Genomic DNA, 26,715 nt, shown 5'->3' with positions numbered 1-26,715 from the left:
TCCTTTTCTTTCTCCTTCTCTTGTTCCTGCCGCTGCTTTTCCTGCTCCTTATTCCGTTTCTCCTGTTCCTTTTCTTTCTCCTTCTCTTGTTCCTGCCGCTGCTTTTCCTGCTCCTTATTCCGTTTCTCCTGTTCCTTTTCTTTCCCCTTCTCTTGTTCCTGCCGCTGCTTTTCCTGTTCCTTATTCCGTTTCTCCTGTTCTTTTTCTTTCTCCTTCCCTTGTTCCTGCCGCTGCTTTTCCTGCTCCTTATTCCGTTTCTCCTGTTCTTTTTCTTTCTCCTTCTCTTTCTCATTCTTTTCTTTCTCTAGCTCTTCATTATATTTTTCGCGATCTCTCCTTTCCTGCTCCTGCTTCTTTTTTTGCTCCTTTTCCAGCTCTTTCTTCTCTTTCTCCTGCTCCTTTTCCCACTTCTCTTGTTCCTTCTTTCGCTGCTGCTGCTCCTTATCCTTTGCCTTCTCCTGTTCCTTCTTTTCTTTCTCCTGTTCTTTCCTGATTTGCTCCTGCTCTTTTCTAATTTGCTCCTGTTCCTTATCCAGCGCCTTGTCGGCGTCCTTCTCTTTATTATCCTGCTTCAGGTCATCATCCTTGTCCTCGGCCTTTCCGTTGGAGTCTTCAGATTCGATAACCGCTTTATCGGCTTGATCGGTGAATTCCTTGCTTTGTCGGATAAGCTGGAGCTTCTTATCCAGGCTTCCGTTCTTCTCTTCCTCCCACAACTCTTTGATTTCTTCTTTGGTTAGCGGCTCGGGCCCGATTAATTCATTCAAGCCCCCTGCTTGCTGAGCCACAACATAAATTGATGTTTGTTTCATCTCGTCGATACTGATGGAGTATCCGTTGTTCTTTGCATTCAAGTAAACGGCATACTTGCCCGTCGAAATACCTTCATTCGCCGCTGCTTCCCTTACCGTCTCCGGTGCGGAGAAAGCCGCGACAACATACTGGTCAGCCTGATCCGGATGCATCTTCCGGACATGTTCAGTAATCAGTTCTTTAACTTCAAGGCTCAGGATATCGTCCTTCAGCTTAGTATTGCTTCCGACCACCGTACTCGCCACGATAATATCTGCTGCTCCCCGGCTCAGTACCTGATTTTCCGCCTGACGGAGAAGATCCTCCGTAACGTCGGTCAACGGTCTGCCTGAGAATTGAACCCCTTTGATCAAGAGTTTCCCATCCTGGTTCAGTCCGACCAAGGAGCGCACTTTATGTCCATTATCGATCCCTATCTCAATGCTCGGATTGATATCGATAGAGACATAAGCAACGACTTCCTTAGCTCCCACCCATGAAAAGATGGAAACAAAAACAATTACAAAAGCGATAACCGCTGCCATGGAAGAGAACATAGCAATAGAAGAACCGGCTAAACGGCGACGGGGAGAAGCAAACCAAATTTCTTCCCCGATGTGGCAATCATTAATTTTACGCTGTACTTCCAGAAAAGTGCCTTCCGGGGTCATCACGATGACCGATCCCTGCTTGATTTCCACAACAATTCCTCTGTTCAATTCTCTTCACCCCTTTCCTGCGTGTGGTTGACAGGAAGCAAATATTGCTTCAAGTGGGGATACGGCCCATGATAAATAAGTGCAATCGCAATGATGTATTTGCGATTTCGCTCCAGCGTTTTTCTGGAGATGCTGACTTTGGTCAACAGCTCCTTAATCGGCAGCATGCGCTTCTGAAGCAGCTGCTCCATCAGTTCGGGATCTTCAGACAGAAGCTTCCCGATATAATGTAAATTCTGTCGGGAATCGACGTGCTTGGGGGAAGCCTCTACCAGATCGGAGAAGGAAATATCAAACTTCCCCAGGCTGCCGTTCAGCTCCTCAATTTCATTCCCCCGCTCCTTGGCGTCCTGCTGCATTCCGTAATAGTCCATCGCCTGGCGAATCTCGACAGGATTAATGATATTGTCCTCGTCATCCTCCACTTCGAAAGAGCTATAGGGAATATGCTGCGAAAAACGTTGTTCCTTACGTATATGATCGATCAGTCTCCGGCGAATCACGGTCTCGGCGAAGCCGAGAAATGATTTGCCTGCCGTTTCCGAATATTGATTAATGGCCTCGTTAAAGGCCGCCAACCCGATACTGAATTCGTCATCCTTGGAGGGATCGATATATTTTTTACAGAAACGGCTTGTCACTTTTGCTACAAACGGCTGGTAATCCGTAATAAACTGATTCCTTAGCCGCAAATCGCCCTTCTGGATCCTTTCCACCATGCGTTCAGGCGGAGAGGTGTCCTTCGAACGGTGAGACTGGCTCCTACCTAAAAACCGTTTCAACAGTACCAGTAACAAATAGTCCACCTCACACTATAACGATTCGATGCTGTCATCAATCCTTTGAGGGGTAAGTAAATCAAGCGGCCTATATTATTAGACATCTATTTCATCGTCAAAACTTATAATTCTATTAATATGATTATATGATTATACCATATCCGCGAAGGAACTATACTCACAGCCTGCTTACCTCCGTGCAGCAAGTCGGTTTCGCGGGGCTTGACTTTTTCTGCACAAGCATCGAATCGGACAGGAATATCCGCCTGGTTACTTAAAAAAAGCTCCTAACGAAGCCTCTTCGAAGATGAATAACCCGGTATTAGAGGTGGCTTTTTATGCCAATTAGAAAGTTTGTTCTTTGTTTAATGCTTTAATGAACTTAAACTTTCTAATGTGGTCAAACAAAAAAACGCCTCCGAAGAGACGTTTTCCTTATGATAAAGTTATGTGGTTGTATTTTTCTGAACCAGCTTTCTTCTTCGATGGCTGAGCACCTGCAGTCTTTTCTTTAACTGCCGGGCCCATTCCTCGTCTTGAATCTGTTTGGCAACCGTTAGCAGATCCAGAGCCATATCAATCTGGTTACGTACAATGTCTATAGGTTCTTCATTTTCCGTATTAACGCAGTTTTCAAAAAGCTCCGGCCCGTCTTTCACGTCCGCATATTCAATGAAGTCGACCTCCGATGCTCCGTCTGAGCAAGCGTATTCGGCTAATATTTCATATTCATTCTCCACCATATGATGAACTTCCACCCGATGACATACCGGACAAAACAATATAGGGACGTTATGAATGTGGGTTCTAACATGCTTCAATGTGCCCTTGGTTCCAATCATACTTGCACCACAGCAGAAACTCATTGTACCCCTCCTCAACGCCGTCTTTTATGAAATCGGTTCATCTGCCATCCATGTTTAAACCCTATTCGGCAACACTAAACAGAATTCCTGCGATTTCTCCGGCTAGGAAAAAAAATAATTACTAAACAGTGTACAATAGCTGCCATCCATTTTCTATGAGGAAAGTATGGATTTATTGGAAATGAATATCAACTCTATGGCGGTGTCCGTGTCGGTGCCGGTTCCAGAAACATGAGTACGAAAAAACAAACCCCCCCGGACAATCTCCGGAAGGGCCGATATGAATTATTGACGGATAGCCGCTACGATCAGGTCACCCATCTGCTGAGTGCCGATGGCTGAGGACTTGTCTACCGCGATATCTCCGGTGCGGTGGCCTGCATCGAGCACTTCCTTAACAGCGCGTTCAATCGCCGCTGCAGCGTCATGGTAGCCGAAAGTCAAGCGGAACATTAATGCAACGGACAGAATAGTCGCAATCGGATTAGCTATGCCTTGTCCGGCGATGTCCGGTGCGGATCCGTGCACAGGCTCGTACAGCCCGAAGCTGCCCTCTCCCAGGGAAGCAGACGAAAGCATACCGATGGAACCGGTAAGCATAGCCGCCTCATCGCTCAGAATATCACCGAACATATTCTCGGTAACGATGACGTCGAAGCTTGAAGGCCTGCGCAGAAGCTGCATAGCACAGTTATCTACCAGCACATGCTCCAGCTCGACATCCGGATAGTCCGGAGCAATGCGGTTAACGGTCTCTCTCCACAAGCGGGAGGTCTCCAGTACATTCGCTTTATCAACGGAAGCCAGCTTCTTCCTGCGGGTTCTGGCAATCTCGAACGCCTGACGGACAATCCGCTCCACTTCCTTGACATTATAGACACAGGTATCGACCGCTTCCTCACCGTTCTCTCCCTCGCGTCTCAGCTTCTCACCGAAGTAAATTCCGCCGGTCAGCTCGCGCACCACGATCAAATCGGTTCCTTCAAGCACCTCCGGCTTAAGGGTGGAGGCATCCTTCAAGCAGTCAAAAATGACTGCCGGACGAATATTCGAAAACAATCCGAGTGCCTTGCGAATGCCAAGAAGTCCGGTTTCCGGGCGCAGCTCCTTCGGGTTGTTGTCCCATTTCGGTCCGCCTACGGCGCCAAGCAGAACGGCATCCGAGCGCCGGCACATCTCGAGGGTATCCTCGGGAAGCGGAGTTCCCTTCTCATCGATGGCGATTCCGCCGAACAATCCATGCTCCGTTTCGAAACGGTATCCGAATACTTCCTCCGTTTTCTTCAACACTTTCTCTGCTTCGGCTACAACCTCGGGACCGATTCCATCTCCGGCGATAACCGCAATCTTCTTCACATCTGCCACATAAACCACTCCTTACATCTCGACCTATAATAATGAATGATGTCTTTAGATAAAGACTCCTTATTAAAAGCTATCTTCTTTGTAACACAATTCACGTCATTTTACAAAGATATAAAAGCTATGAATCCGATAGGTATTGGCTATAACAAATCCGTTCCTTCATCTTCTTCTATTTTTGTGAAAATTGCCATTGTCACCCGGTTTGTTGTGCCGTACAATTATATATTAAAGAATATAGAGGAGTCTTGTCCATGGATTATCAATTTTCCGAATCATTGCAGCACTTCAAGTCTAGCGCAGTCAGAGAAATTCTTAAGCTGACGCAAGGCAAGTCCATTATTTCCTTCGCAGGCGGTTTACCGGCGGAGGAGCTGTTTCCCGTCGAAGCGGTGCGGGATGCATATGTAGCCGCTCTGAACAGAGGAAACAGCAGCTTGCAATACGGGCTAACCGAAGGCTATCTGCCTTTGCGTGAAGCACTCGCCGAGAGAATGCGTCAGAAGAATATTACGGTCACCCCCGATGAAATGATCCTGACGACGGGCTCTCAGCAATCGATAGACTTATTAACACGTATCTATATCGATCCGGGTGATGTGATTCTGGTACAACAGCCGACCTATCTCGCAGCACTGCAGGTGTTCCAGGCTCGCGGGGCACGCGTCGTTGCCGTTAAGGGCGATGAATTCGGAATGGATCTGGAGGATGCCGCCGCCAAAATCAAGCAGCACCAGCCAAAGCTGCTGTATGTAACTCCGACCTTCTCCAATCCTACGGGCTATGTCTGGAATCTGGAAAGAAGGCAGGGCATTCTTCAATTATGCCGCCGGCATAATGTTCTTATTCTTGAAGACGACCCTTACGGGGAACTTCAGTACAGTTCCGATCGCTTGTATCCGTCCATCTTCTCTCTGGATACTCATCCGCACGGCTCGGCCGTCGTATACACCAGCACCTTCTCCAAGACCGTAGCCCCCGCTTTGCGTACAGGCTGGGCCATCGGAGACCCGGCAATTATCCGGAATATGGCCAGAGCGAAACAAGCCGCGGATCTTCATTCCAGCTCTATGGATCAGCAGGCCTTATACGAGCTGCTCTGCCGCTTTGATCTGGATGCCCATATTGCCGGAATCCGCAAGGATTACGAACAGAGAATGCTCCTTATGACCGATCTTCTGGAAGGGCTTAATATTCCTGGACTACGCTGGAATCGGCCCGAAGGAGGAATGTTCATCTGGCTGGAGCTGCCGGAAGGCTACAAAGCGGAAGAACTGCTCGTCAAGGCGGTGGAGGAAGGCGTCGCCTTCGTTCCCGGAGCGCCTTTCTACGCAGGTGAACCGCAAGTCAACACATGCCGTTTCAACTTTACTCATAGCGATAGCAAGGAAATGAAGCTCGGCATGGAAAGATTCGCGCGGGCCATGAACAGCTACGTTCCTTCCCCCGTTTAATGGTTGCAGCTTTCTTATATTGTGAAAAATCCCCTCGTGCCCTGGTAAGGGTCGGGGGGATTCCTCATTTATAATTAATATGCCGTTAATAAAGGGCTATTACTTCTGAATCCACTGCATCATTTCACGCAATTGAGCGCCGACTTTTTCGATTGGATGCTCGTTTTCTCTGCGGCGGGTAGCTGTGAAGAAGGCGCGGTTGGATTGGTTCTCCACGATGAAATTGCGCGCGAAGACTCCGGTTTGAATTTCTTCCAGAACTTTCTTCATCTCCTTCTTCGTCTCCTCGGTAACGATGCGAGGTCCTGTTACATAATCGCCATACTCAGCCGTGTCGCTGATGGAATAACGCATGCGCGCCAATCCGCCCTCATACATCAGGTCAACGATCAGCTTCAGCTCATGGAGACATTCGAAATAAGCGATTTCCGGCTGATAACCGGCTTCGATCAATGTTTCGAAACCTGCTTTGACCAGAGCGGATACGCCGCCGCACAGTACAGCTTGCTCACCGAACAGGTCGGTTTCCGTTTCTTCACGGAATGTCGTTTCGATAACTCCCGCACGAGTGGAGCCAATTCCTTTAGCATAAGCCAGACCGATCTCATGCGCTTGTCCGGTTGCGTTCTGTTCTACGGCGATCAGTGCAGGTACGCCGAAGCCTTCGACATAAGTGCGGCGAACCAGATGTCCGGGAGATTTAGGAGCGATCATCAGAACGTCCGTATGCTCGTCCGGAACGATTTGTCCGAAGTGAATATTGAAGCCGTGGGAGAACATCAGAGCGGCTCCCTTCTTCAGGTTCGGCTGGATTTGCTCCTTGAATACTTTGGCTTGCAGTTCATCATTGATAAGCAATTGTACAACGTCCGCGCGACGGGCAGCCTCATCTACTTCATACACTTCGAAGCCGTCATCCTTGGCTGCATCCCAGGACTTCCCTTTGCGAAGACCGATAATGACATTCAATCCGCTGTCGCGAAGGTTTTGGGCCTGAGCGTGGCCTTGGCTTCCATATCCGATAATTGCGATCGTTTTGTTCTGAAGAGCACCCAGATTAGCATCTTGCTCATAATACATTTTAACTGCCATGGAAATAGTTCCTCCTTTAATTTAAAAACCCTTGAGTGGGTGTTGCAACGGAACCCTCTTGCATACATGGACTGAATTTTTCTGTTCGAAGCGATCCGCTCTAACACCCACTCAAGAGTGTATTATCTGAATTACTTAGGCCGCAAACTTAATGGACCGAACCGCGAACCATTGCGGTTACACCCGTGCGGGTCAATTCGCGAATACCGTATGGCTTCAGCAATTCGACCATTGCATCGATTTTGTCACTGTCGCCGACAACCTGAACGATTAGCGTATGGGGGCCGATGTCAACAACGGCTGCCCTGAACGTATCGACGATCCCCAATATTTCGGGACGCATCCCGGGCTCGGCATTGATTTTGATCAGGGCGAGCTCGCGGGCGACCATCGGATGGCTGCTCAGGTTAACCACTTTAATAACGTCAATCAGTTTATAAAGCTGTTTGGTTACCTGATCCAACGTATGTTCGTCGCCGACCGTTACGATGACCATACGGGAGAGGCCCGGCTCCTCGGATTCCCCTACCGTAATGCTCTCGATATTGAACCCGCGGCGGCCGAATAATCCGGCTACCCGCTGAAGCACTCCCGGCTGATTGTTGACCAGAACGGCGATCGTATGTTTTCTCTCGTTCATTCCGAATCCCCCATTATCATCTCATCTATCGTGCATCCTTGAGTGACCATCGGATAGACATTCTCACCCTTCGGCACTACAAAGTCAATCAGCACCGGTCCAGGAGTATCAAGCGCTTCCTGCCAAGCTTTACGCGCTTCTTCCTTCGTCGTCGCGCGCAGCCCTTTGACACCGTAGGCTTCCGCCAGCTTCACGAAATCAGGGCTTCCCGCAAGATCGATATGGCTGTAGCGGTTATCGTAAATAATTTCCTGCCATTGGCGGACCATACCGAGCACCTGATTGTTGATGACGACAATTTTCACCGGAATGTTGTTGATGGCACAGATCGCCAGCTCCTGGGAACACATCTGCATTCCGCCGTCCCCGTTGATCGATACGACCAGCTTGTCGGGATTGCCCATCTGGGCTCCGATAGCCGAAGGGAAACCGAAGCCCATAGTGCCTAATCCTCCGGAGGTGATCCAGGAGCGGGGCCGGTTGAATTTGTAATATTGAGCCACCCACATCTGATGCTGTCCTACATCGGTAGTAATAATGGCATCGCCCCGGGTCGTTTCGTTGATCATCTCGATAACGTATTGAGGCTTCAGCTCCATATCCGAATCTTTATACTTCAGCGGGTACTTCGCTTTCATCTCCTGTACCCTGGCTACCCAAGCATCCGTATTGGCCCGTACGGCTTTAGTATTCGCGTAGCCGAGCACATCCTTGACATTGCCGATGATCGGAATGTCGGTCTTCACGTTCTTGCCGATCTCGGCCGGATCGACATCGATGTGAACAATCTTGGCCTTCGGCGCGAAGCCATCCAGCTTCATCGTCACCCGATCATCGAATCTGGCGCCGATACAAATCAGCAGGTCGCTCTCCTGAATGGCGTGGTTAGCGGTATAAGTCCCATGCATTCCGGGCATCCCCATCCACAGCTCATGACCGCTCGGGAAGCCGCCCAGGCCCAGCAGCGTCGTCGTGATCGGAATGTTGGTCTTGTTGACAAACTCGATCAGCTCGTCGGACGCATCCGCATAGACAACCCCTCCGCCGGCCAGAATGACCGGCCGTTCAGCCTGCTGAATGGCATTCAGCATAGCATCGGTCTGTACCTTGTTCGGATCGGTAGACGGATTGTATCCGCGAATCGTCACCGGATCCAACTGAGGCTGGAACAACGTCTTGTTCGCCGAAACATCCTTCGGAATGTCGATCAGAACCGGTCCCTTGCGCCCGGTATTGGCGATATGGAAAGCTTCATGAATGATACGTCCCAAATCTTCGACCTTGCGGACAAGGTAGCTGTGCTTCGTGATCGGCATCGTAATTCCGGTAATATCGGCTTCCTGGAAGGCATCCGTTCCGATGAAATTCGTCGCGACGTTTCCGGTAATCACGACAAGCGGTACGGAGTCCATATAAGCCGTTGCAATTCCGGTAACGAGGTTGGTCGCTCCCGGACCGGAAGTGGCGATACAGACGCCTACCTTGCCGGTGGAGCGGGCATAGCCGTCAGCCGCGTGGATGGCTCCTTGTTCATGTCGGGTTAATAGATGGTGGAAGTCCGGATTGCCGTGCATGGCGTCGTAAATAAACAGAACCGCGCCTCCCGGGTAACCGAAAACACATTCAACCCCTTCCAGCAGTAGGCTCCGCAGCAAAATCTCCGAACCGGAAATCACTTCCGGCTTCATCAGCTTGGCTTTTAATTCTTCGTGTAAAACTTTGGTTGGATTCTGAACACTCATCCATAACCCCTCCTTTCAATAATAAGCAGCACCGCTTGCATCACACCTTACGGTTTGCGGCAGCAAACCTCAACTTCCCTAACAGCCTTGCGAGTTCGTTCTATATAAGGATAGACCGAAGGATAAGCCGCTCCCCCCTGAAGATGCGCCAGCACAGGAATAAACTAAAAAAACCTCTTCAATCCCATGCCTGTCAAAAAGACATTAAACGGGACGAAAGAGGTTGATCTTCCGTGGTACCACCCTGCTTTGTAGGCGCCTCGCAGCGCATTACCTTAACGGGTATCCTAACCAGTTTCCGCTAGCTAGAAACCATCAGCACGGTAACGTGTGCCATTCCGATTTTCCCTAATAGGCTCTTCGCTTTTCAGGAAAACAGCTCCGAGGTGAGCTCGTTAATAAGGGATTAAGGCCAAGGTTTCAGCAAATCCTTCGCTCTCTGAACATAAGAGCCCTTATACTTCGTCCTCTTCATAGCTGATAAGAAGATGTTCAACTGTAGAATCTAATTAAAGATTATTATATGCACTAGCCGGAAAATAGTCAATACTTTTTCGACAAGAGCTTTCCGGCGGGGATACAAAAACAAAAAAACCGGTCAAGGCCATGACCCTAACCGGATTTTCATTAGGCGTTGATTTTAGCTTTGGCGGCATTGGCCAGATCGGAGAATGCCTTGGCATCGGAAACAGCCAGCTCTGCCAAAATTTTGCGGTTAACGTCTACACCCGCAAGCTTCAAGCCGTGCATAAATTTGCTGTAGCTGAGACCGTTCATGCGGGCAGCCGCATTGATACGGGTAATCCACAGTTTGCGGAAATCACGCTTCTTGTTGCGGCGGTCGCGGTAAGCGTACAGAAGGGATTTCATCACCTGCGCGTTAGCCGTTTTAAACAGTCTGTGCTTGGAACCGAAGTATCCTTTAGCCAGCTTCAAAATCTTTTTATGTCGACGACGGGTTACGAATCCGCCTTTAACTCTTGCCATAATGTTCTACCTCCTATTGTTATGCGTTGGATTCGGATTATTTTACGTACACGAGCAAACTCTTGATGCGTTTCACATCGCCTGCCGCCATAACGACCGATTTACGCAGATGGCGCTTGCGGGAAGGAGACTTGCTCTCCAGGATATGCCGCTTGTACGCGCGGTTCCTTTTGATCTTTCCGGTTCCGGTTTTCGAGAAACGCTTTGCAGCGCCGCGGTGTGTTTTCATTTTTGGCATGGAATGGTCCTCCTTGTGTCGAATTATTTCGGCGATAAAATCATGATCATGCTGCGGCCTTCCAGCTTTGGCTTGCGCTCTACATTGCTGAGGCTTTCCGCCTCCGCCGCAACGCGCTCCAGCACTTTCTGCCCGATTTGCGCATGGGTAATTTCACGCCCGCGGAAGCGGACGGAACATTTCACCTTATCTCCGTCTTTAAGAAATTTCACTACGTTGCGAAGCTTGGTTTGGAAATCATGCTCCTCAATGGAGGCGCTGAATCTGACTTCCTTAATGTCGACCACCTTTTGATTCTTACGGGCTTCCTTCTCTTTCTTCTGCATCTCGTAGCGGTACTTGCCATAATCCATAATGCGGCATACCGGCGGTTTAGCGTTAGGAGCGACGCTGACAAGATCGAGATTCGCATCGGCGGCAATTTGGAGAGCTTCGCGGGTCGGCTTGATGCCCAACTGCTCCCCGTCGGCACCGATCAAACGGACTTCTCTGACACGAATCTCCTCATTGACTAAATGGTCTTTACTAATAGTATTCCACCTCCGTAAATAATCTGGCGACAGCAACAAAACAGGCCCATATGCCCAAGGGATAAGGGCCGCGCCGTCTCTTCGAAACGGCGGCAGTCCGCTCGTCAGGAAATATCAGTGTACTGATTAAGCTTACACTTTCTGACATTCCAGCAGGGCAAATAAAAAAGATGTGGGCAAACCAAGCCCACATCTGCATTCACAGTCCAGCGATTCTATCGTTTGACCGGGAACCTGCCAACAACCGGTCGGCCAGGTGAGAAGCGGGCGCTTCTGCTTCATTGTACAAACATCACTGTACTACTATACCATTTTCAGTCATTGGCTGTCAATGGCTTGACGCCTAATATTCAGGCGCTAGCCGGCCTGTTTGCTCTGTACTTCATCAAATCTGATTACACGCGTATGCTTCGTATGGCTCCACTTTTTGTTCGTTTGAGTAAAGAAAGCAACCGTTGTGATGGGCCACCAGGACAACATATAAATAGGGTAAAGCAGTAGATATAAATACATCTTCCAGGAAGCCTTCTCCATGGCTAACGATATCGGCAGCAGGAGATAGATGGCTATGGCGATACCGTTGATAATCGGCGCTACCTCGTACAGGTTGGCCACCGAATTATCGAGCAGCACTCCCCCCACCCAGAAAATTACCGCTATAATAAAAGCGAGGAAAAAGTTATAAGCATTCGCCGAGTATATGGCCGCATCGATCTTGGTCCAGCTACGTTCCTTGATTCCCTGCCACAACAGCGGGAAGAAATATTTGCGGCATACGTCAAAGTGGCCTTGCATCCAGCGCAGACGCTGTTTGGCCGAAGCTTTGAAGGTGAGAGGCTTCTCGTCATACACCCTGGCTTCAAAGTTCAGCGTCGGCTTTATCCCCAGCTTGACGCAGCGCATGGAAAATTCCAGGTCCTCCACCAGGCTCGTTGCGCCCCATCCTATTTGCTTGAGCAGGTCGGAATCGAAACACATTCCCGTGCCGCCCAAATAGTTGGCCAAGCCAAGGTTCTTACGAGGCAGTTGCCAGAAACGATTGGCGAAATAATAAGATATCGCGTAAGAAACAGTAACCCAGGAATCAAGCGGATTCTTGGTATCGAGATAAGCCTGGATAACCTTGGAGCCTGAACACAGGTCGTTGTTCATATGAATCAGATAATCGGGATCGACCAGATTATCGGCGTCGAACATAACAACCGCATCGTAGGAGCGCGGAAGCTTCCACAGCTTCTTAAGCATCCATTCGATGGCATAGCCTTTGCCGCGCAAATTGGGGTTGCGCCGTTCGAAGGCATATACTCCGTGCTCCTTCACAATTTCCGCCGTACGATCCGTGCAGTTATCACAGATAACCATGATATCGTACAGCTCTTTCGGATATTTCAAACTCTTTAGATTCTCAATTAACGCTCCGATGACCTGCTCTTCGTTATGAGCAGCTACCAGAATTGCAAATGACTTCTGCGGCTCGTACTGGATTTGTTTCTTCTTCCGGTACCACCCAAAGAAAGTCAAGAACAGTTGGTAACCCCCGATTAACGCCAAGACAATCTGCAATCCAAGGAATACATTGTCCAGCATTTGTGGTAAATCCCCCTTTTGTTTTCCCTTTTTTCTCTTTATTTACGGGAATCTGGTATAACCTTTAGCCGAATTTGATTTTCCTCTCTTTGGCCTGATTTGTCAAAATTATATTTCTGCTTGAAATCACCGGAATAGACATAATTGGCGGGAAAAGCCTGCAAGATGAATCTCAGCCTTGCAATATGCTTCATTCTATCCTGTTTTCATGTATTATCTATAGTTCTTCGACCAACGTCAGAGAGGTGTTTCAGCAGCCGGTTAATGTGTTTTATTATAAAACAATCCTAATTTTCATTACAACCTAACCTTAGCCTGCTACAAAAAGCAAGTAGACATTCAATAGAAATTTTCCGCATCACTCCTTTCAAAACATAATTTCGAATCGTTAATATTAACCAGTATGTCCACTATTGCTATACTTTCAACGCAGGGAAACAGACTAAGCCGAAAATTGCCTCTTACTACTTCTGTTACCCCCAATAAACACGATCTGAAACACCGCACAGCTTTCCATTTTTTTAACCACTACAATATCGGTTTTGAAATCATTGCGCAACCATGACAAAAGCCCCCTTGCGGGAGCAGTTAAATCGGTCTGTCCAATATAAAATCAATGCAACCAAAGAATCAATTAGCCAGGTTATAAAGTTCTATTTCTATTCATTTCTTCATTATTACAGCCTTAATATAACAATCTTCCCTATCCTCTGCACTTGTTGATTGCCGCAACTGTAGGCCCGAAACGGGATTCATGTCGAAAATGTATGCGCTTTAAGCGTTATCTTCCTTCTCAAGGTATTGTTCGTGCTCTTCCAACGCTTGGCTGCCAATCACTACTTCACAGCGATAAATGGGCATCCCTTGGCTTACAAATTTCAGCTCATATTCCGTAGGGATTAAATCTTCCCTCAGTCCGTTCGCATGAAGATCCAGGGAAATATTCCGCATTCTCAAGCCCATATTTGCAAAAGAATTAAGTGAAAACTCGAAGAGGCTTCGGGAGTCCGTCTTGAAATGAATTTCTCCTCTGTTATTCAGGATTGATTTGTATTTATTCACGAAACCGGAATGAGTCAACCGGCGTCTCGCATGCTTCTTCTTCGGCCAAGGATCACTGAAGTTTAAATAAATTCTCTCCAATTCTCCGGGAGCAAATACGTCTTCAATCGTTTGGATATTCATTAGTGCCAGAGCGATATTGCCTAGCCCCGCCCCATGCTCTTCCCGCACGGCCCTCACCTTGTCGCTTGCACGTCTGATCAACTCATCATACATGTCTACGCCTATATAATTAATATCAGGATGAGCAAAGCTCAGGTCGCTGATAAATTTGCCCTTTCCCATTCCTAATTCGACATGAATCGGGTTCGAGTTCCCGAAGTATTCCGACCATCTTCCCTTCCATTGGGACGGCTGAAGAATAACAAGATCCTCCTGTCTCTCCAGACTTTCCCTGATTCCCTTTCTTCCTCTTAAACGCATGAGCTAGACCTCCACACCTTGATATACAAAATAACCTCATAAAAAAATGACGTGTAATCTTCAAAGCCTATTCCGTCCGCACTCCAACGGAGTCGGCGTCTAAACCTTCCTCTAAACGCGGTCGCTCTTCCTGACTTTGCTTCGATAAAGGTTTGTACTGTACTTTGCGGGGAGCCCCTTGAACTATAAATTCTGCACAAAAGATAGCATAGTTCATGGAGACTAAAAAATCAAAAGAAAATGATGTCTCCAACAAAAAAGAGAATGTTAACGCGGATGGCGTCAAGATTCTCTTCCTTGCCGGTTATTCGGTTATCCGGGATATCCATTCCCTCTGCAGATGATCCCGCAGCTTCTTACGCACAGAGGGCAGCAATTGCTGGTCCTGGTGAAAGCGGCTGCCGCTCAGCGCCATCAATTCCTTAACAGTCAATTCTACGGCTATTATTTGCTCCTTATCCGGAATGGTTACCATTGCCTGCTGTGCATTCATATCATTCACCTCGGCATATTATGGATGGGATTGCTGCCTGTATGATGTTGACTGAATATGATTTCATAAATGATCTTAAACTTTTTTCCTACTTATTATATAGTATATCGGATTAAGCCTTCTTTATCAATTTGCAACCGCTTCATAACGGACATAAAAGTTTGCTGTTCATATGAACAAACTCCCAGTTCCATATGGAAAAAGGAGTTTGTTCAGGCGTGCTATTTCTGCGGTTGGTCCCCCCGATTCCTTCCGCCTAGCCCGGCCAAGCCGAGCAATCCAAGCAATCCGAGCCATCCCCAATTCATTGTGTTGTCTGCCCGTGTTGCTGCTCCGGTACGGTAAGTGCTCATGTTATAAGCTCCCGTTCCGTTTCCTCTGCCAGGAATTTGGTTCGTGTAAGTGCTTCTCGTTGTCCCATTCCCGTTCATGTCCCCGCTGACCCGATTAACATCGGTAGTTCCCACATTGGCGCCGTTAAGCCCCGAAGGAGTGTTGATACCCGGCGAATACTTCCCGTAGCTCCCCGGATAATTCGCATTACCGCTCATGTCCTGGGCACCCGTATAAGTTCCGTTGGTATTGACCGTTGTGGTCCCTGGCTGAGGAGCACCCGTGTCGGTAGTCCCTGCGGCATCCGCAGGTACCGCAAACACGAACATCGTAAGGATAACAGCTATTCCCAAACCTTTGTTCAACTGTAAATCCTCCAATCTATGATTGATATGTGATGGCACGTTCTTATTGTCCTCCCGCGAATAAGGTTCTATCCTGCGGGGATATTGGTAATCCTCCCATGTTCTTGGTACCCGGATGCAATTTCTCTTGTGATAAGTTAAAATGAAAAAAAACCTGTCTAAGTATAAGCCGGTGCCATGGCATGAGCGGTGTCCGGGAAGATGGAGTCCGATGGGGCCATAGAGAACAGCGGTTTTATGCAATGGAATAAGGGAGTTATATTAATGAACTTGATTAACGCAGCGCCCCGGACATGGGGCGACAAACGATTTCATACGTGGAATTACGAAATGAGACAGCAGTTCGGCACCAAAGTATTCAAGGTTATGCTGGATGCCGGATTCACCTGTCCCAATCGGGACGGAAGAATAGCAATTGGAGGCTGTACCTTCTGCAGCAAGCGGGGCTCGGGAGATTTTGCCGGAAACCGTCGGGAGGATCTGGTGACACAATTCTACACGATCCGCGACCGCCAGCATCTCAAATGGCCGGATGCGAAATATATAGGGTACTTCCAGGCCTATACGAACACTTATGCGCCGGTCGATGTTCTGCGGGATTACTACGAAGTCATTCTGCAGCAGCCGGGAGTGGTCGGCTTATCCATTGCCACCCGTCCCGACTGTCTTCCGGAAGACGTTGTCGAATATTTGGCGGAGCTGAACGAAAGAACCTATCTATGGGTAGAACTGGGGCTGCAGACCGTACATGAGGAAACTTCCCGGCTGATTAACCGTGCTCATGACACTCAATGCTTTATCGATGGCGTATCCAAGCTGCGGAAGCATAACATCCGGACTTGCGCCCATATTATCTACGGATTGCCGGGAGAAGACGAGGCCATGATGCTGGAAACGGGAAGACAGGTTTCGCATATGGATGTACAAGGCATCAAAATTCACTTGCTGCATCTAATGAAGAAGACACCGATGGTTAAGCAGTACGAGGCCGGATTGCTGAAATTTCTGGAGAAGGACGAATACGTCAAGCTGGTCGTAGACACGCTGGAGATGCTTCCGCCCGAAATGATTGTCCACCGCTTGACGGGAGACGCCCCCCGTGATCTGCTGATCGGGCCCATGTGGAGTCTTAAGAAATGGGAGGTTCTCAACTCGATTGATGCGGAATTAAGACGAAGAAATACTTGGCAAGGAAAAGAACGGGACGCGGTTCAAAGCGGACTTGTTTAAATGAACAACTGGACCGAGTCTGATTACCCTTTATTTGGGTCCAGATAGTGCAATGTAGGAGGAATTATGGGTTTTATATCGATCCTGAGCTATGCTCACCGCCTGGTGTCCGAGCAGCTTCAACCGGGGGATATCGCGATAGACGCAACGGTCGGCAATGGCGTCGACAGCTTGTTCCTGGCCGAAAGAGTCGGTCTGCAGGGAAGTGTATACGGCTTCGATATACAGGCTGAGGCACTCCGCAAGGCATCCGGCCGATTGGAAAAGCATATGGGAGACCGACATCCGGTACGTTGGATTCAGGCCTCTCATTCCTTAATGAAGGAGCATGTTCCAGAGGCTTGTCACGGACGGGTCGGAGCCATCATGTTCAACCTCGGGTATTTGCCCGGCTCCGATCATAGCACGATTACCGTCCCCGAAACGACCCTCCCTGCATTGAACGCGGCAGTGGATCTGCTCCGCCCGGGAGGGTTAACGACCATAGTGCTTTATACCGGCCATGAAGGCGGAGACAGGGAAGCCGCTGCCGTTGAGCAGTGGGCCGCTGAATTGCCCCAGCCGAACTTCCAGGTGCTCAAATACGCCATGATCAACCAACGCAACCACCCGCCTTATCTTATTGCCGTAGCCAAGCGGGAAGTTGCACTTCGCCGTTAATGGGGACATTTTGTTTGCGAATGAGTGCTTCGGCGCTCGTCTTGGGGTCACCCCCTTTAATAATCAGAGGAGAAAAAACAGAAAGTGGGGATTCTTAATTGAAATCATATCCGCTGAAGTTTATACCGGAAATGAAGGAAAGAGTTTGGGGAGGCAATTCTTTAGCCAAATTCGGTCTGCCTGTTAAGGAAAATAGCAAAATCGGAGAAGGCTGGATGATTGGCGATCATCCTAACGGCACTACGAAGGTTGCCAACGGGGAACTGGCCGGATTGGGCCTCGATGAAATCCGCAGCAAGTACGGAGAGCTTATCTTCGGAACCAAGGGCATAAACTCGCCTAACGGCCGTTTTCCTCTTCTGCTCAAACTTCTCGATTGCGAAGACGACCTGTCCGTTCAGGTGCATCCCGGAGACGATTATGCCGGATTGCCCGAAGGAGAGCTTGGCAAGACGGAAATGTGGTACATTCTTGAAGCCAAGCCGGGGGCTAAAATCATCTATGGGCTGAAGCCCGGTACAACAAGGGAAAGCCTTGCGGAAGCGATAGAAGGCAAACGTATATTGGATTATCTGCAGGAGGTTCCGGTTGCGGCCGGAGATTCGTTCTATATTCCTGCGGGAACGGTTCATGCTCTTGGAGCGGGTGTGCTGGTTGCAGAGGTTCAGCAAAATTCGGATACCGTTTACCGCCTGTACGATTATGATCGACCGGGCCTGGACGGCAAGCCCCGAGAGCTTCATATCGAGGATTCGCTGAATGTCATCGCTTACGAAGGAGCCGGGGCAACAAGAATGACTACCGAGGTCCCGGGGCCGAATCAATGGCTCAAGCTGGCCCATTCCCCCTATTTTATTGTAGAAAAGGGAGTTGTGAACGGCCGCTGGGAGCTGCAAACTTCTAAGGAAACGTTCGTCATTCATATCGTCTGCGAAGGAAGCGGACAAATTTCGTGGGATGGGGAAAGCATGCCCATCAAAGCCGGAGAGTGTCTACTGCTGCCCGCCTCACTCGAAAACTATCAATTGGAAGGCAATTTGACCGTCCTCCGCAGCTATTTGCCTTAATACAGAATCTCCGGAGTCCGGGATAGGCTCAATCCCCGGGTTCCGGAGTTTTTTTGACCACATAGGAATCTTTAAGTTCTTTACAGCGTTAATACGACGAAAATATAGATTCCTATTGGCATAAAAAGCTTCCTCTAATACCGGGTTATTCATCTTCGAGATGGCTCCGTTAGGAGCTTTTTTTACCACATAGGAATCTTTAAGTTCTTTATAGCGTTAATACGATGAAAATATAGATTCCTATTGGCATAAAAAGCTTCCTCTAATACCGGGTTATTCATCTTCGAGATGGCTCCGTTAGGAGCTTTTTTTACCACATAGGAATCTTTAAGTTCTTTATAGCGTTAATACGATGAAAATATAGATTCCTATTGGCATAAAAAGCTTCCTCTAATACCGGGTTATTCATCTTCGAGATGGCTCCGTTAGGAGCTTTTTTTATTAGCGATGAATTTACATCGGGCCATCCATCAAATGGATAGAATGCAATGGAAATATCTGTCATAGGATTTGAATAAGAACGGATGACCGCTCTTCCGGCTTCCGTTTGGTCATAAACGATACCTAACCATCCTTAGAACTTTTCCTTAACCCTTCAAACAGCCCGATTCGAAGGCCGCTGCATATACAACATTTAGGAACGAACCGCTCCCAAATCCACCTCCTTCCTTCATTAATTAAGCTCTCCGTACGTTTTTCGTTATTGACCCATCATTTTTCAATATTTCCTTATTTAGAATTATTATAAAAAGATATTGACTATTTGTTTGAAATGAATTAAATTTAATTCATAGTAATTGATATTGATTCTCAATTACAACGGCACAGAACCATTTACTTAAAATAAATAATGAGGTGAAGATCGAATGTCCACAAACAAGAACAACCTGACGACGAGTTGGGGCGCTCCTGTAGGAGACAATCAGAATTCCATGACGGCAGGATCGCGAGGTCCGACATTAATTCAGGATGTGCATCTTCTGGAGAAATTGGCCCATTTCAACCGGGAGCGTGTTCCCGAACGGGTCGTTCATGCCAAAGGTGCAGGTGCCCACGGTTATTTCGAAGTGACGAACGATCTCACTAAGTATACGAAAGCGAATATCCTGTCGGAAGTCGGCAAGCAGACACCGGTATTCGTTCGTTTCTCCACGGTAGCTGGCGAGTTGGGCTCTGCCGATACGGTTCGGGACCCGCGCGGATTCGCCGTGAAGTTCTATACCGAAGAGGGCAACTATGATCTGGTCGGTAATAATACACCGGTATTTTTCATTCGGGACGCTATCAAATTTCCGGACTTTATCCATACTCAGAAACGCCATCCCCAAACCCATCTGAAAAATCCGAACGCCGTATGGGATTTCTGGTCGCTGTCTCCGGAATCCCTGCATCAAGTCACCATACTGATGTCTGACCGCGGTATCCCGGCAACGTACAGACATATGCACGGATTCGGCAGCCATACCTTCAAATGGGTAAATGAGCAAGGCGAAGCCGTCTGGGTCAAGTATCATTTCAAAACCGAACAAGGCATCAAAAATCTGGATGTCGATCTGGCCGCCAAGCTGGCAGGGGAAAATCCGGATTATCATACGGAAGATTTATTCAACGCCATCGCAGAGGGCGACTACCCTTCGTGGAAGCTTTGTGTCCAGATTATGCCGCTGGAGGATGCCAAGACGTACCGCTTCGATCCGTTCGATGTAACGAAGGTCTGGTCCCAGAAAGATTACCCGCTTATCGAAGTCGGCCGCATGGTACTAAACCGCAACCCGGAAAACTATTTCGCGGAAGTCGAACAGGCAACCTTCTCTCCGGGCAATTTCGTACCCGGCATTGAGGCTTCGCCGGACAAAATGCTGCAGGGACGCCTCTTCGCCTATTCGGACGCGCATCGTTACCGTGTCGGGGCGAATCACAATACGCTGCCGATCAACCGTCCGATCGCACCGGTTAACCATTATCAGCGCGATGGGCAAATGAGATTTGACGGCAACGGCGGCAGTTCTCTCTATTATGAGCCTAACAGCTACGGCGGACCAACCGAATCGCCCGAGAACAAACCGGCTCCTTTCGAAGTATCCGGTATGGCCGACAGCGTCCCTTACGATCATAATGATCATTATACCCAAGCCGGCGATCTATACCGTCTGATGAGTGAGGAGGAGCAAAGCCGGCTGATCCGCAATATCGTGGCCGCCATGAAGCCTGTAGATAAGGATGAAATAAAAATCCGTCAAATCGGTCACTGGCTTAAAGCCGATCCGGATTTGGGCAGACGGATTGCGGAAGGACTCGGACTGCCTGTTCCGCATAACGAAGACTAAATAAAGCTTCTGCTCCACATGATCTTTGCAATTATTTTCATCATCCGACGTTGAAGCTTCCATTGAAGCCCTCGGACTTGTTGTCGAATATTTCCTTGGCGGCAGCTTTTCTGCCAATCCGAAAGAAAAAAAACCGGGCGTAATGCCCGGTTTTTCTCATTCGGTGCGCAAGCACCCTTTCATCTTAGGAGAGAGAGTCACAAATTATTTCATAGCCGATCATTATTGAATATCATGAAGCTCCATCTTCTCCAGTTCTTTCTTCCGCTTCTTCTTCAATGCCTCTCTTCCTGTTATGGATGTGACATAGTAAGCCGGCATTTCGGAAGCATCAGGGGGATAGTAGACGACAAGCAGGCTCGGATCGGATTCCCTGACTTCCCCCGTACACAAATAAAGTTCCAGATCGAAAGGCAGAACCTCAATCACAGCATGCTTGTGCAATTCCTTCTCGCTGAGCTTGAGCTCGGCAAATTCCGGGGATACCTTCTCCGGATGCTCCGCCAGCCAGCGTAAATACCGGGATTGCTCGGCCTTATCAATGGTGAAGTTCCACCATATTTTACGCGGCTTATATTTATGGTTCATAAAGTAATCCAGCTTCATCAGCCCTTCAACCACTTCCAGAGAGGCCGTATCCCGGCAGCGTAAGAAGCTGTGAAGACGCGTGAACAAATCCTCGAGCTGATGGCCGATTTTCTGCCATCCCTGCTCTTCCCAGTAATCCCCGAATTGCTGGAAGAAATCGAAGGCGGAAGGAAACTCGTTCTTGATTAAATAGAGAACGGTCCGGTCCAGCCGATGGGCATTCCAATATTTCTCCAACACATCCTCCACCCGTTTAATCCGGACGATATCCGAGAAGGGCAGCACGTCGTTGCCCAGGATTTCATAGGGAGCATGGTCCATATAGACGTAGCCATATTTCTCCGCATCGTTGCGCAGCCCCGTTCCTCTTAGCATTTTCAGGAAGCCCAACTGCAATTCCTCCGGGCCGAGCGCAAATACATCGTTGAACGTTTTGCGGAAGGAATCGTAATTTTCCTCCGGCAGCCCGGCTATCAGATCCAGATGCTGATCGATCTTGTGGCTGTCTCTCACCATGGTCACCGTTCGGGTCAGCTTGGCGAAGTTTTGCCGTCTCTTGACCAGCTCGTTCGTCAGATCGTTAGTCGACTGCACCCCGATTTCAAAGCGGAAGATGCCGGGCGGCGCATGTTCGGAAAGAAACTCAAGCACCTCGGGGCGCATAATGTCCGCCGTAATTTCGAACTGGAACACACATCCGCGATGATTCTTGATCAGGAAATCGAATATTTCCAGAGCATATTCCCGCTTGATGTTAAATGTGCGGTCGACAAATTTGATCAGCTTCGCTCCGGAATCGATCAGGTAAAGCAGATCTGCCTTTGTTCTCTCCATATCGAAATACCGGACCCCAACCTCTATGCTGGATAAGCAGAATTGACAGCTGAAAGGACACCCCCGGCTCGTCTCGAAATAAACTACCCGATTCGCCAAGGTCGGAACATCTTCTTCAAACCGGTGGGGAGACGGAATTTCGTTCAAGTCAAGCTTGGGCCTTCCCGGAGTGATGATGACCTCGTCCCCTTTGCGGTAGGCAATCCCATAGACGAAGTGAAACTTCCGGTCCCCTTCAATTACCTGAAGCAGGTGGTGGAAGGTTTCCTCGCCTTCCCCCATCACGATAAAATCGACCTCCGGCAGCCGCTTCATCCAATAGTCGGTATCGTAGGAAACCTCCGGGCCTCCCAGTACAATGATCAGCTCCGGCATAATTTTCTTGATCATCTTAATGATTGCGATCGTCTCTTCAATATTCCAGATATAACAGGAAAAGCCCAGCACATCCGGGCGTCTCTGATACAGGTCGGAAACGATATTCATGGCGGGGTCTTTAATCGTATATTCCGCAATATCCACCTCGAAATCCTTCTGGCAAAAAGCTTTCAAATAGCGGATCGCCAACGAGGTATGAATATATTTCGCATTTAACGTAGCGATAAGCACCTTCATTATCAAAACCCTCTTCTATTCCCTGAATGATTAATTTTAAGGTCATGCTTCTCCCCTATTCTACATGTAAACCGCCCGGATGACAAAAAAAGAGTTCCTCTTTCTCAAATATAGTTCTGCACCGGGCGCCGGACCAACCCAAGCGCCGGCCAACGCCCAACGCGCGCCGGGAAGGGCGCGCGTTGGGAAATAAGCATCCGAAATAAGTTATGCCCAAATCACTGAACCGACTGAAGTGTCATTAAGCAGCCGGATTCCATGATCATTCCCACTTGAAGGTGAAAGCCGATACGGCGAAAGCCACAGCCATCCAGCCTCCAAGGAGAAGCGCTTCCGACCAAAGATCCAGCCAGCCGGCCCCAACATTCATAACCTGGCGAAGCGCTGTCGTTAAATGCGAGATAGGCAGCAGCTGAATGACCGGCTGCAGCCATTCGGGCAAGTTTTTGACAGGGAAGAACACTCCCCCCATGAACAGCATGGGAAAAGAGATAAAGCCGGCGATCGGTCCGGCGCTTTCCGGTGTCTTGGCCAAGCTGGCGATGATAAAGCCGATCGATATGAAGGCCAGGGTGCCGAAAATGACGAAGCTGAGCAGAAGCAGCCAGGAACCGTTGATTTGTGTTCCGAACAGCCAACTGGCGATAAGGAGCACAATCGAAGCCTGGAGGGTGCTGAGAATAAGCCTCGCTGAAATTTGCGCCGCAATGAAGCTGGAGGCCTTCAGCGGAGTACTCTGCATTCTGCGGAGAACGCCGCGCTCCCGCCAGGAGGCGATCTGGCCGGCTACCCCGTTCAGGTTGTTGGACATAATCATCATCGCCACGATTCCGGGAACAATGAAATCAATATATTTCAAATTTAACGATTGCACGCCTTCTTCGTGAACTGTGACAACCGGTATGTAGTTCGTCATTTGCTTGCTGATGGCGTCCACGACCTGTGTAACGGCCAATTTGCCGATTTCAGAGGCAGCCATGTTCGTATCGTCATAATAGACCTGGATTTCAGCCGCACGGACCTGCCCGGGTGCGGCATGGAGGGCCGCTTCATAGCCTTGCGGAATAATAACCACCAACTGCTCGTCTCCATGCTTCAGCCTGCTCAACGCTTCTTCCTCATCCGAGCTGATGCGCAATTCAAGCACCTGAGTATTTCGCATGGCTTGGACAAAGGCCCGGGAAGCTTCGCTTCCATCTTTATCAATCAGAACAAGATTCATCGAAAGGGAATTTCCGCTATTAAAGAACAGGCCCAGGATAACCATGAAAAAAACCGGAAACGCCACCGACCAAAGCAGCATCTGCCGATTGCGGGCAAACAGTCTGAGCTGGGCAAGCGTTAACTGCCAATAGCCTTTCATTCTTCTCTCAGACTCCTTCCGGTCATATGAATAAATACATCTTCCAGCGTAGCCGTCCTCGTCTGCAAATCGGTAAGCTGAAGTCCGGCCTCCGAAGCAAATGCTATCAAATCCGTCAATGTCGCTTGCATATGATCGGTGTAGAGGACGTATTTACCGTTCCGGAGGTCGGCCTGCTTCACTTCGTTAAGCTTTCTAAGCCGCTCCAAGAGAAGTGTCCCCTCTGCTTCACCTCCGGGGACTTCCAAGCGGGAACAGTTTTGCGCTTCCGGTGCAGCTTTTGCTGCGTAAGCCGCTTCGACGGAAAATGTTCCGGCGGCTGCTTCTCCATCGGCAGAAGCGCCCTCGCAGGCTGAATCCGCTTCGGAATGTCCGGCCATTCCCGTACGCCGGTCTATTCCGGTATGTTCCTCCCGCCCGTACCGGCCGTCCCATCCATGGCAGTCGCCGGACAGGCGAAACTCCACCGCATTGCCGGATTCCAGGCTGCGGATCAGCCTCTCGGGAGTATCCAGGGCGATGACTTCTCCCCGGTCCATCAGGCAAATCCGGTCACACAGCACATGAGCCTCATCCATGTAATGGGTGGACAGCACGATCGTCTTGCCTACTCTCTTCAGTTGGAGGATAATTTCCCAGAGTACTCTTCGTGCCTGAGGGTCCAATCCGGTGGTCGGCTCGTCCAGGAAAACGACCAAGGGATCGTTCACCAATGCAAGGGCAATAGCCAGCCTCTGCTTCTGTCCGCCGGACAAATGCTTGACGCGGGCGTTCTTTTTGTCCTCGAGAATCATATCCTTAAGCAGCGTCCCTACGGGAACGGACCGTTTATAAAAGCTTGCATACATCCGGATAATCTCATGCACCTTCAACAAATCGAACAAGGAGGTCGATTGAAGCTGAACCCCTATCCTTTCCTTGATCTTGTGAATGTCTCTTTGCGTGTCGAAGCCCGCCAGCACGGCCGTCCCTTCATCCGGCAGGCGGAGGCCCTCCATCATTTCCATCGTCGTTGTTTTGCCTGCCCCATTAGGCCCGAGCAATCCGAACACTTCGCCTTCCATCACCTGAAACGTTACTCCGTTGACGGCCGTGAAGCTCCCGTACCTTTTGACCAGCCGGTTCACCTCAATCATCGGCTTCTTCGTCTGTTTTTCTTCCTTACCCGGGTTCTCCGCGTTCAATTCGCTTCTCCTTTCCCTGGCTGACCACACATTTGCAATAACTTCCATGTAACTGCATAGACTTGCTCACATTTATATGTACCGACACGCATTTCAGGGACTCACCCTACTCTTGCAAACGCCGTCACGCATTACCCATTTTTCGCCATTCCAAACTTTCTTCTATAATAAATAAGCGAATGAATAGACCAAGCTGAAAGTACCTATGCTGAACAATATCCGCATCCCGAATGCCTGTACTTGGCACCGCATCTAACGGCGAATCCGGAAAACCCCACTGGCAGACCAAATTGAGAATGAAAAATGGGATACAAATATTTCCGGACATTAATCGAAAGCTGCAGATGAAATTTGCTTGCGAATATTGTAACCTAGTTCTGTATACTAGCAGGACCAGGCTGCCTCGGGTGCAGCTTAATGTTTCACAAAAGGTAGACGGTCAGCGTTACAATCTCAGTATACTATGTCAGTTAACGGGATGCATTCTAATTGTAAGTGAGGTATATTGAGAAAAACGTTGTCATTGAGCCCTTTCGAGTTCTTGTTTTGTCCTGGCTGACATTGTCAAACATTGACGGAACGGAAAATGAAGACTGCCCCTTAAACCTTATCATCTGGTATTGATTTAAAAGGTGCTTGGACGCTCCCCCTTGAAAATCAGGGTAAGCCGGGTGCCGGTGAAGCGGCAGAGGCAAGGCTATCTAAATGGATTTTGTCCAGTTAGCTTGCTCAATGAACCGAAAAAAAGAAAACTACATGGAAAATCCGTCTATTTTCATCATCTGATGGTGTCGCGGTCAGCGGCATGGGGGTCTAAATGGAAAATATCCATCTAGTTTGGGCTAAATGGGTGACATGAAGGAAAATCCGTCTATTTTACCATCTGCAGGCATCGTTGCAAGCGGAGGAGCGGCACGTCTAACTGTATTTTGTACAGGTAGATTCAAGCGAATGGGCGAAAATGATCAAACTAACTGGATAAACTACAGTTAAAATGGGCAACTTTGGGCGAAACGGCTGTTTTGGCGCAAACTAGCTGTAGGTTTTCCAGTTAGATTTCCGTATTTCTTCCGAATATAGAAATCTAACTGTATGAAATCCATCCCTCTGGTTTTTAGGGTTATTCTCACGCAAGATCATTCATTCGCAGGATTTCGACCTCTTTGATGATCATGGAGTGGAGGTCACAGACCTGGAACGGTGGGGGAAACTATCCCCCGCAGAAACATAAGCATGCGGAAATAGAGGAACGTGAACGATTTCCTTCTTCTTCCATTATGCTGCACGTCTGCTCCACCGAATACTTGGAGATTCACCATCCCATATCTCAACGGGTCTGCGCCCTTACCTTCCTTCGTTATACCTGTCCAAGAGGTGGAGGCC

At 48.9% G+C, this 26,715-nt stretch carries 22 protein-coding genes and 1 other annotated feature; of the genes, 5 read left to right on the top strand and 17 right to left on the bottom strand.

What is annotated here, in order from left to right; translation table 11 throughout:
• The 4 genes from FS806_RS05980 to leuB all read right to left on the bottom strand — a co-directional run.
• Positions 1-1,511, bottom strand: a 1,511-nt coding sequence (locus FS806_RS05980) for an anti-sigma factor domain-containing protein (RefSeq protein WP_144933670.1), incomplete at its 3' end; no start/stop codon positions are given.
• Positions 1,508-2,308 carry an RNA polymerase sigma factor SigI gene (gene sigI, locus FS806_RS05975; protein WP_144933669.1) on the bottom strand — a complete coding sequence of 267 codons (801 nt, stop codon included), beginning with the start codon at positions 2,306-2,308 and terminating at the stop codon, positions 1,508-1,510. The genes FS806_RS05980 and sigI, both read right to left, overlap by 4 nt.
• Before the next feature lie 428 nt (positions 2,309-2,736).
• On the bottom strand, positions 2,737-3,156 hold the full coding sequence (locus FS806_RS05970; protein ID WP_144933668.1) for a hypothetical protein: 420 nt from the start codon (positions 3,154-3,156) through the stop codon (positions 2,737-2,739).
• A 285-nt stretch (positions 3,157-3,441) separates the two neighbouring features.
• The gene (gene leuB, locus FS806_RS05965; protein WP_144933667.1) at positions 3,442-4,521 is read right to left on the bottom strand and encodes a 3-isopropylmalate dehydrogenase; all 1,080 of its coding nucleotides are present in this window, start codon (positions 4,519-4,521) and stop codon (positions 3,442-3,444) included.
• Positions 4,522-4,772: 251 nt separating this feature from the next.
• Here leuB and FS806_RS05960 point away from each other — a divergent pair, with 251 nt between their 5' ends.
• Positions 4,773-5,972: an aminotransferase-like domain-containing protein gene (locus FS806_RS05960; RefSeq protein ID WP_144933666.1), complete on the top strand. Its 1,200-nt coding sequence runs from the start codon at positions 4,773-4,775 to the stop codon at positions 5,970-5,972.
• Between the two features lie 99 nt (positions 5,973-6,071).
• On the opposite strand, the gene ilvC is transcribed toward FS806_RS05960, so the two are convergent.
• From ilvC to FS806_RS26600, 10 genes are all read right to left on the bottom strand, one after another.
• Positions 6,072-7,064: a ketol-acid reductoisomerase gene (ilvC, locus tag FS806_RS05955; RefSeq protein WP_144933665.1), complete on the bottom strand. Its 993-nt coding sequence runs from the start codon at positions 7,062-7,064 to the stop codon at positions 6,072-6,074.
• A gap of 148 nt (positions 7,065-7,212) precedes the next feature.
• Positions 7,213-7,704, bottom strand: a complete 492-nt coding sequence (gene ilvN / locus FS806_RS05950; protein WP_144933664.1) for an acetolactate synthase small subunit — start codon at positions 7,702-7,704, stop codon at positions 7,213-7,215.
• Entirely contained in the window at positions 7,701-9,446 is a 1,746-nt protein-coding gene (ilvB, locus tag FS806_RS05945) for a biosynthetic-type acetolactate synthase large subunit (RefSeq protein ID WP_144933663.1), read from the bottom strand. Before ilvB ends, ilvN begins: the two co-directional genes overlap by 4 nt.
• 627 nt (positions 9,447-10,073) lie before the next feature.
• Complete coding sequence (gene rplT / locus FS806_RS05940; RefSeq protein ID WP_144933662.1) at positions 10,074-10,433, bottom strand: 50S ribosomal protein L20; 360 nt, start codon at positions 10,431-10,433, stop codon at positions 10,074-10,076.
• A gap of 37 nt (positions 10,434-10,470) precedes the next feature.
• Positions 10,471-10,671 carry a 50S ribosomal protein L35 gene (gene rpmI / locus FS806_RS05935; RefSeq protein WP_144933661.1) on the bottom strand — a complete coding sequence of 67 codons (201 nt, stop codon included), beginning with the start codon at positions 10,669-10,671 and terminating at the stop codon, positions 10,471-10,473.
• Positions 10,672-10,694: 23 nt separating this feature from the next.
• Entirely contained in the window at positions 10,695-11,201 is a 507-nt protein-coding gene (gene infC, locus FS806_RS05930) for a translation initiation factor IF-3 (RefSeq protein ID WP_144933684.1), read from the bottom strand.
• Positions 11,202-11,359: 158 nt separating this feature from the next.
• Positions 11,360-11,486: a sequence feature (ribosomal protein L20 leader region), on the bottom strand.
• A 72-nt stretch (positions 11,487-11,558) separates the two neighbouring features.
• Entirely contained in the window at positions 11,559-12,788 is a 1,230-nt protein-coding gene (locus FS806_RS05925; protein ID WP_144933660.1) for a glycosyltransferase family 2 protein, read from the bottom strand.
• Between the two features lie 774 nt (positions 12,789-13,562).
• Positions 13,563-14,273 carry a tRNA (guanosine(46)-N7)-methyltransferase TrmB gene (trmB, locus tag FS806_RS05920; protein WP_144933659.1) on the bottom strand — a complete coding sequence of 237 codons (711 nt, stop codon included), beginning with the start codon at positions 14,271-14,273 and terminating at the stop codon, positions 13,563-13,565.
• 304 nt (positions 14,274-14,577) lie between these two features.
• Entirely contained in the window at positions 14,578-14,766 is a 189-nt protein-coding gene (locus FS806_RS05915; RefSeq protein ID WP_144933658.1) for a hypothetical protein, read from the bottom strand.
• A 221-nt stretch (positions 14,767-14,987) separates the two neighbouring features.
• A complete protein-coding gene (locus FS806_RS26600) occupies positions 14,988-15,464 on the bottom strand; it encodes a WGxxGxxG family protein (protein WP_144933657.1) in 477 nt (158 codons plus the stop codon).
• Between the two features lie 264 nt (positions 15,465-15,728).
• Between FS806_RS26600 and mnmL the strand changes: the two genes are divergently transcribed.
• The 4 genes from mnmL (at position 15,729) to katA (ending at position 20,748) form a co-directional block, all read left to right on the top strand.
• On the top strand, positions 15,729-16,694 hold the full coding sequence (gene mnmL, locus FS806_RS05905) for a tRNA modification radical SAM protein MnmL/YtqA (protein ID WP_144933656.1): 966 nt from the start codon (positions 15,729-15,731) through the stop codon (positions 16,692-16,694).
• A 66-nt stretch (positions 16,695-16,760) separates the two neighbouring features.
• Positions 16,761-17,354 (top strand): tRNA 5-(aminomethyl)-2-thiouridylate-methyltransferase MnmM, encoded by a 594-nt coding sequence (gene mnmM, locus FS806_RS05900; protein ID WP_144933655.1) that lies wholly within the window; start codon positions 16,761-16,763, stop codon positions 17,352-17,354.
• A 98-nt stretch (positions 17,355-17,452) separates the two neighbouring features.
• Positions 17,453-18,421, top strand: a complete 969-nt coding sequence (locus FS806_RS05895) for a type I phosphomannose isomerase catalytic subunit (protein WP_144933654.1) — start codon at positions 17,453-17,455, stop codon at positions 18,419-18,421.
• Positions 18,422-19,287: 866 nt separating this feature from the next.
• On the top strand, positions 19,288-20,748 hold the full coding sequence (gene katA, locus FS806_RS05890; RefSeq protein ID WP_144933653.1) for a catalase KatA: 1,461 nt from the start codon (positions 19,288-19,290) through the stop codon (positions 20,746-20,748).
• A gap of 222 nt (positions 20,749-20,970) precedes the next feature.
• Here katA and FS806_RS05885 read toward each other — a convergent pair whose 3' ends face one another.
• The 3 genes from FS806_RS05885 to FS806_RS26595 all read right to left on the bottom strand — a co-directional run bounded on the left by FS806_RS05885 (position 20,971) and on the right by FS806_RS26595 (position 25,380).
• Positions 20,971-22,785 carry a B12-binding domain-containing radical SAM protein gene (locus FS806_RS05885; protein ID WP_144933652.1) on the bottom strand — a complete coding sequence of 605 codons (1,815 nt, stop codon included), beginning with the start codon at positions 22,783-22,785 and terminating at the stop codon, positions 20,971-20,973.
• A gap of 262 nt (positions 22,786-23,047) precedes the next feature.
• Positions 23,048-24,148: an ABC transporter permease gene (locus tag FS806_RS05880; RefSeq protein WP_144933651.1), complete on the bottom strand. Its 1,101-nt coding sequence runs from the start codon at positions 24,146-24,148 to the stop codon at positions 23,048-23,050.
• Complete coding sequence (locus FS806_RS26595) at positions 24,145-25,380, bottom strand: ABC transporter ATP-binding protein (protein ID WP_260981994.1); 1,236 nt, start codon at positions 25,378-25,380, stop codon at positions 24,145-24,147. Before FS806_RS26595 ends, FS806_RS05880 begins: the two co-directional genes overlap by 4 nt.
• Positions 25,381-26,715 lie beyond the last annotated feature (1,335 nt).

The organism is Paenibacillus sp. 32O-W (assembly GCF_007679495.1).
Taxonomy (GTDB): domain Bacteria; phylum Bacillota; class Bacilli; order Paenibacillales; family NBRC-103111; genus Paenibacillus_L; species Paenibacillus_L residui.
Note: the sequence above shows the minus strand (reverse complement) of the source record. Positions and strands in the feature narration are given on the sequence as shown.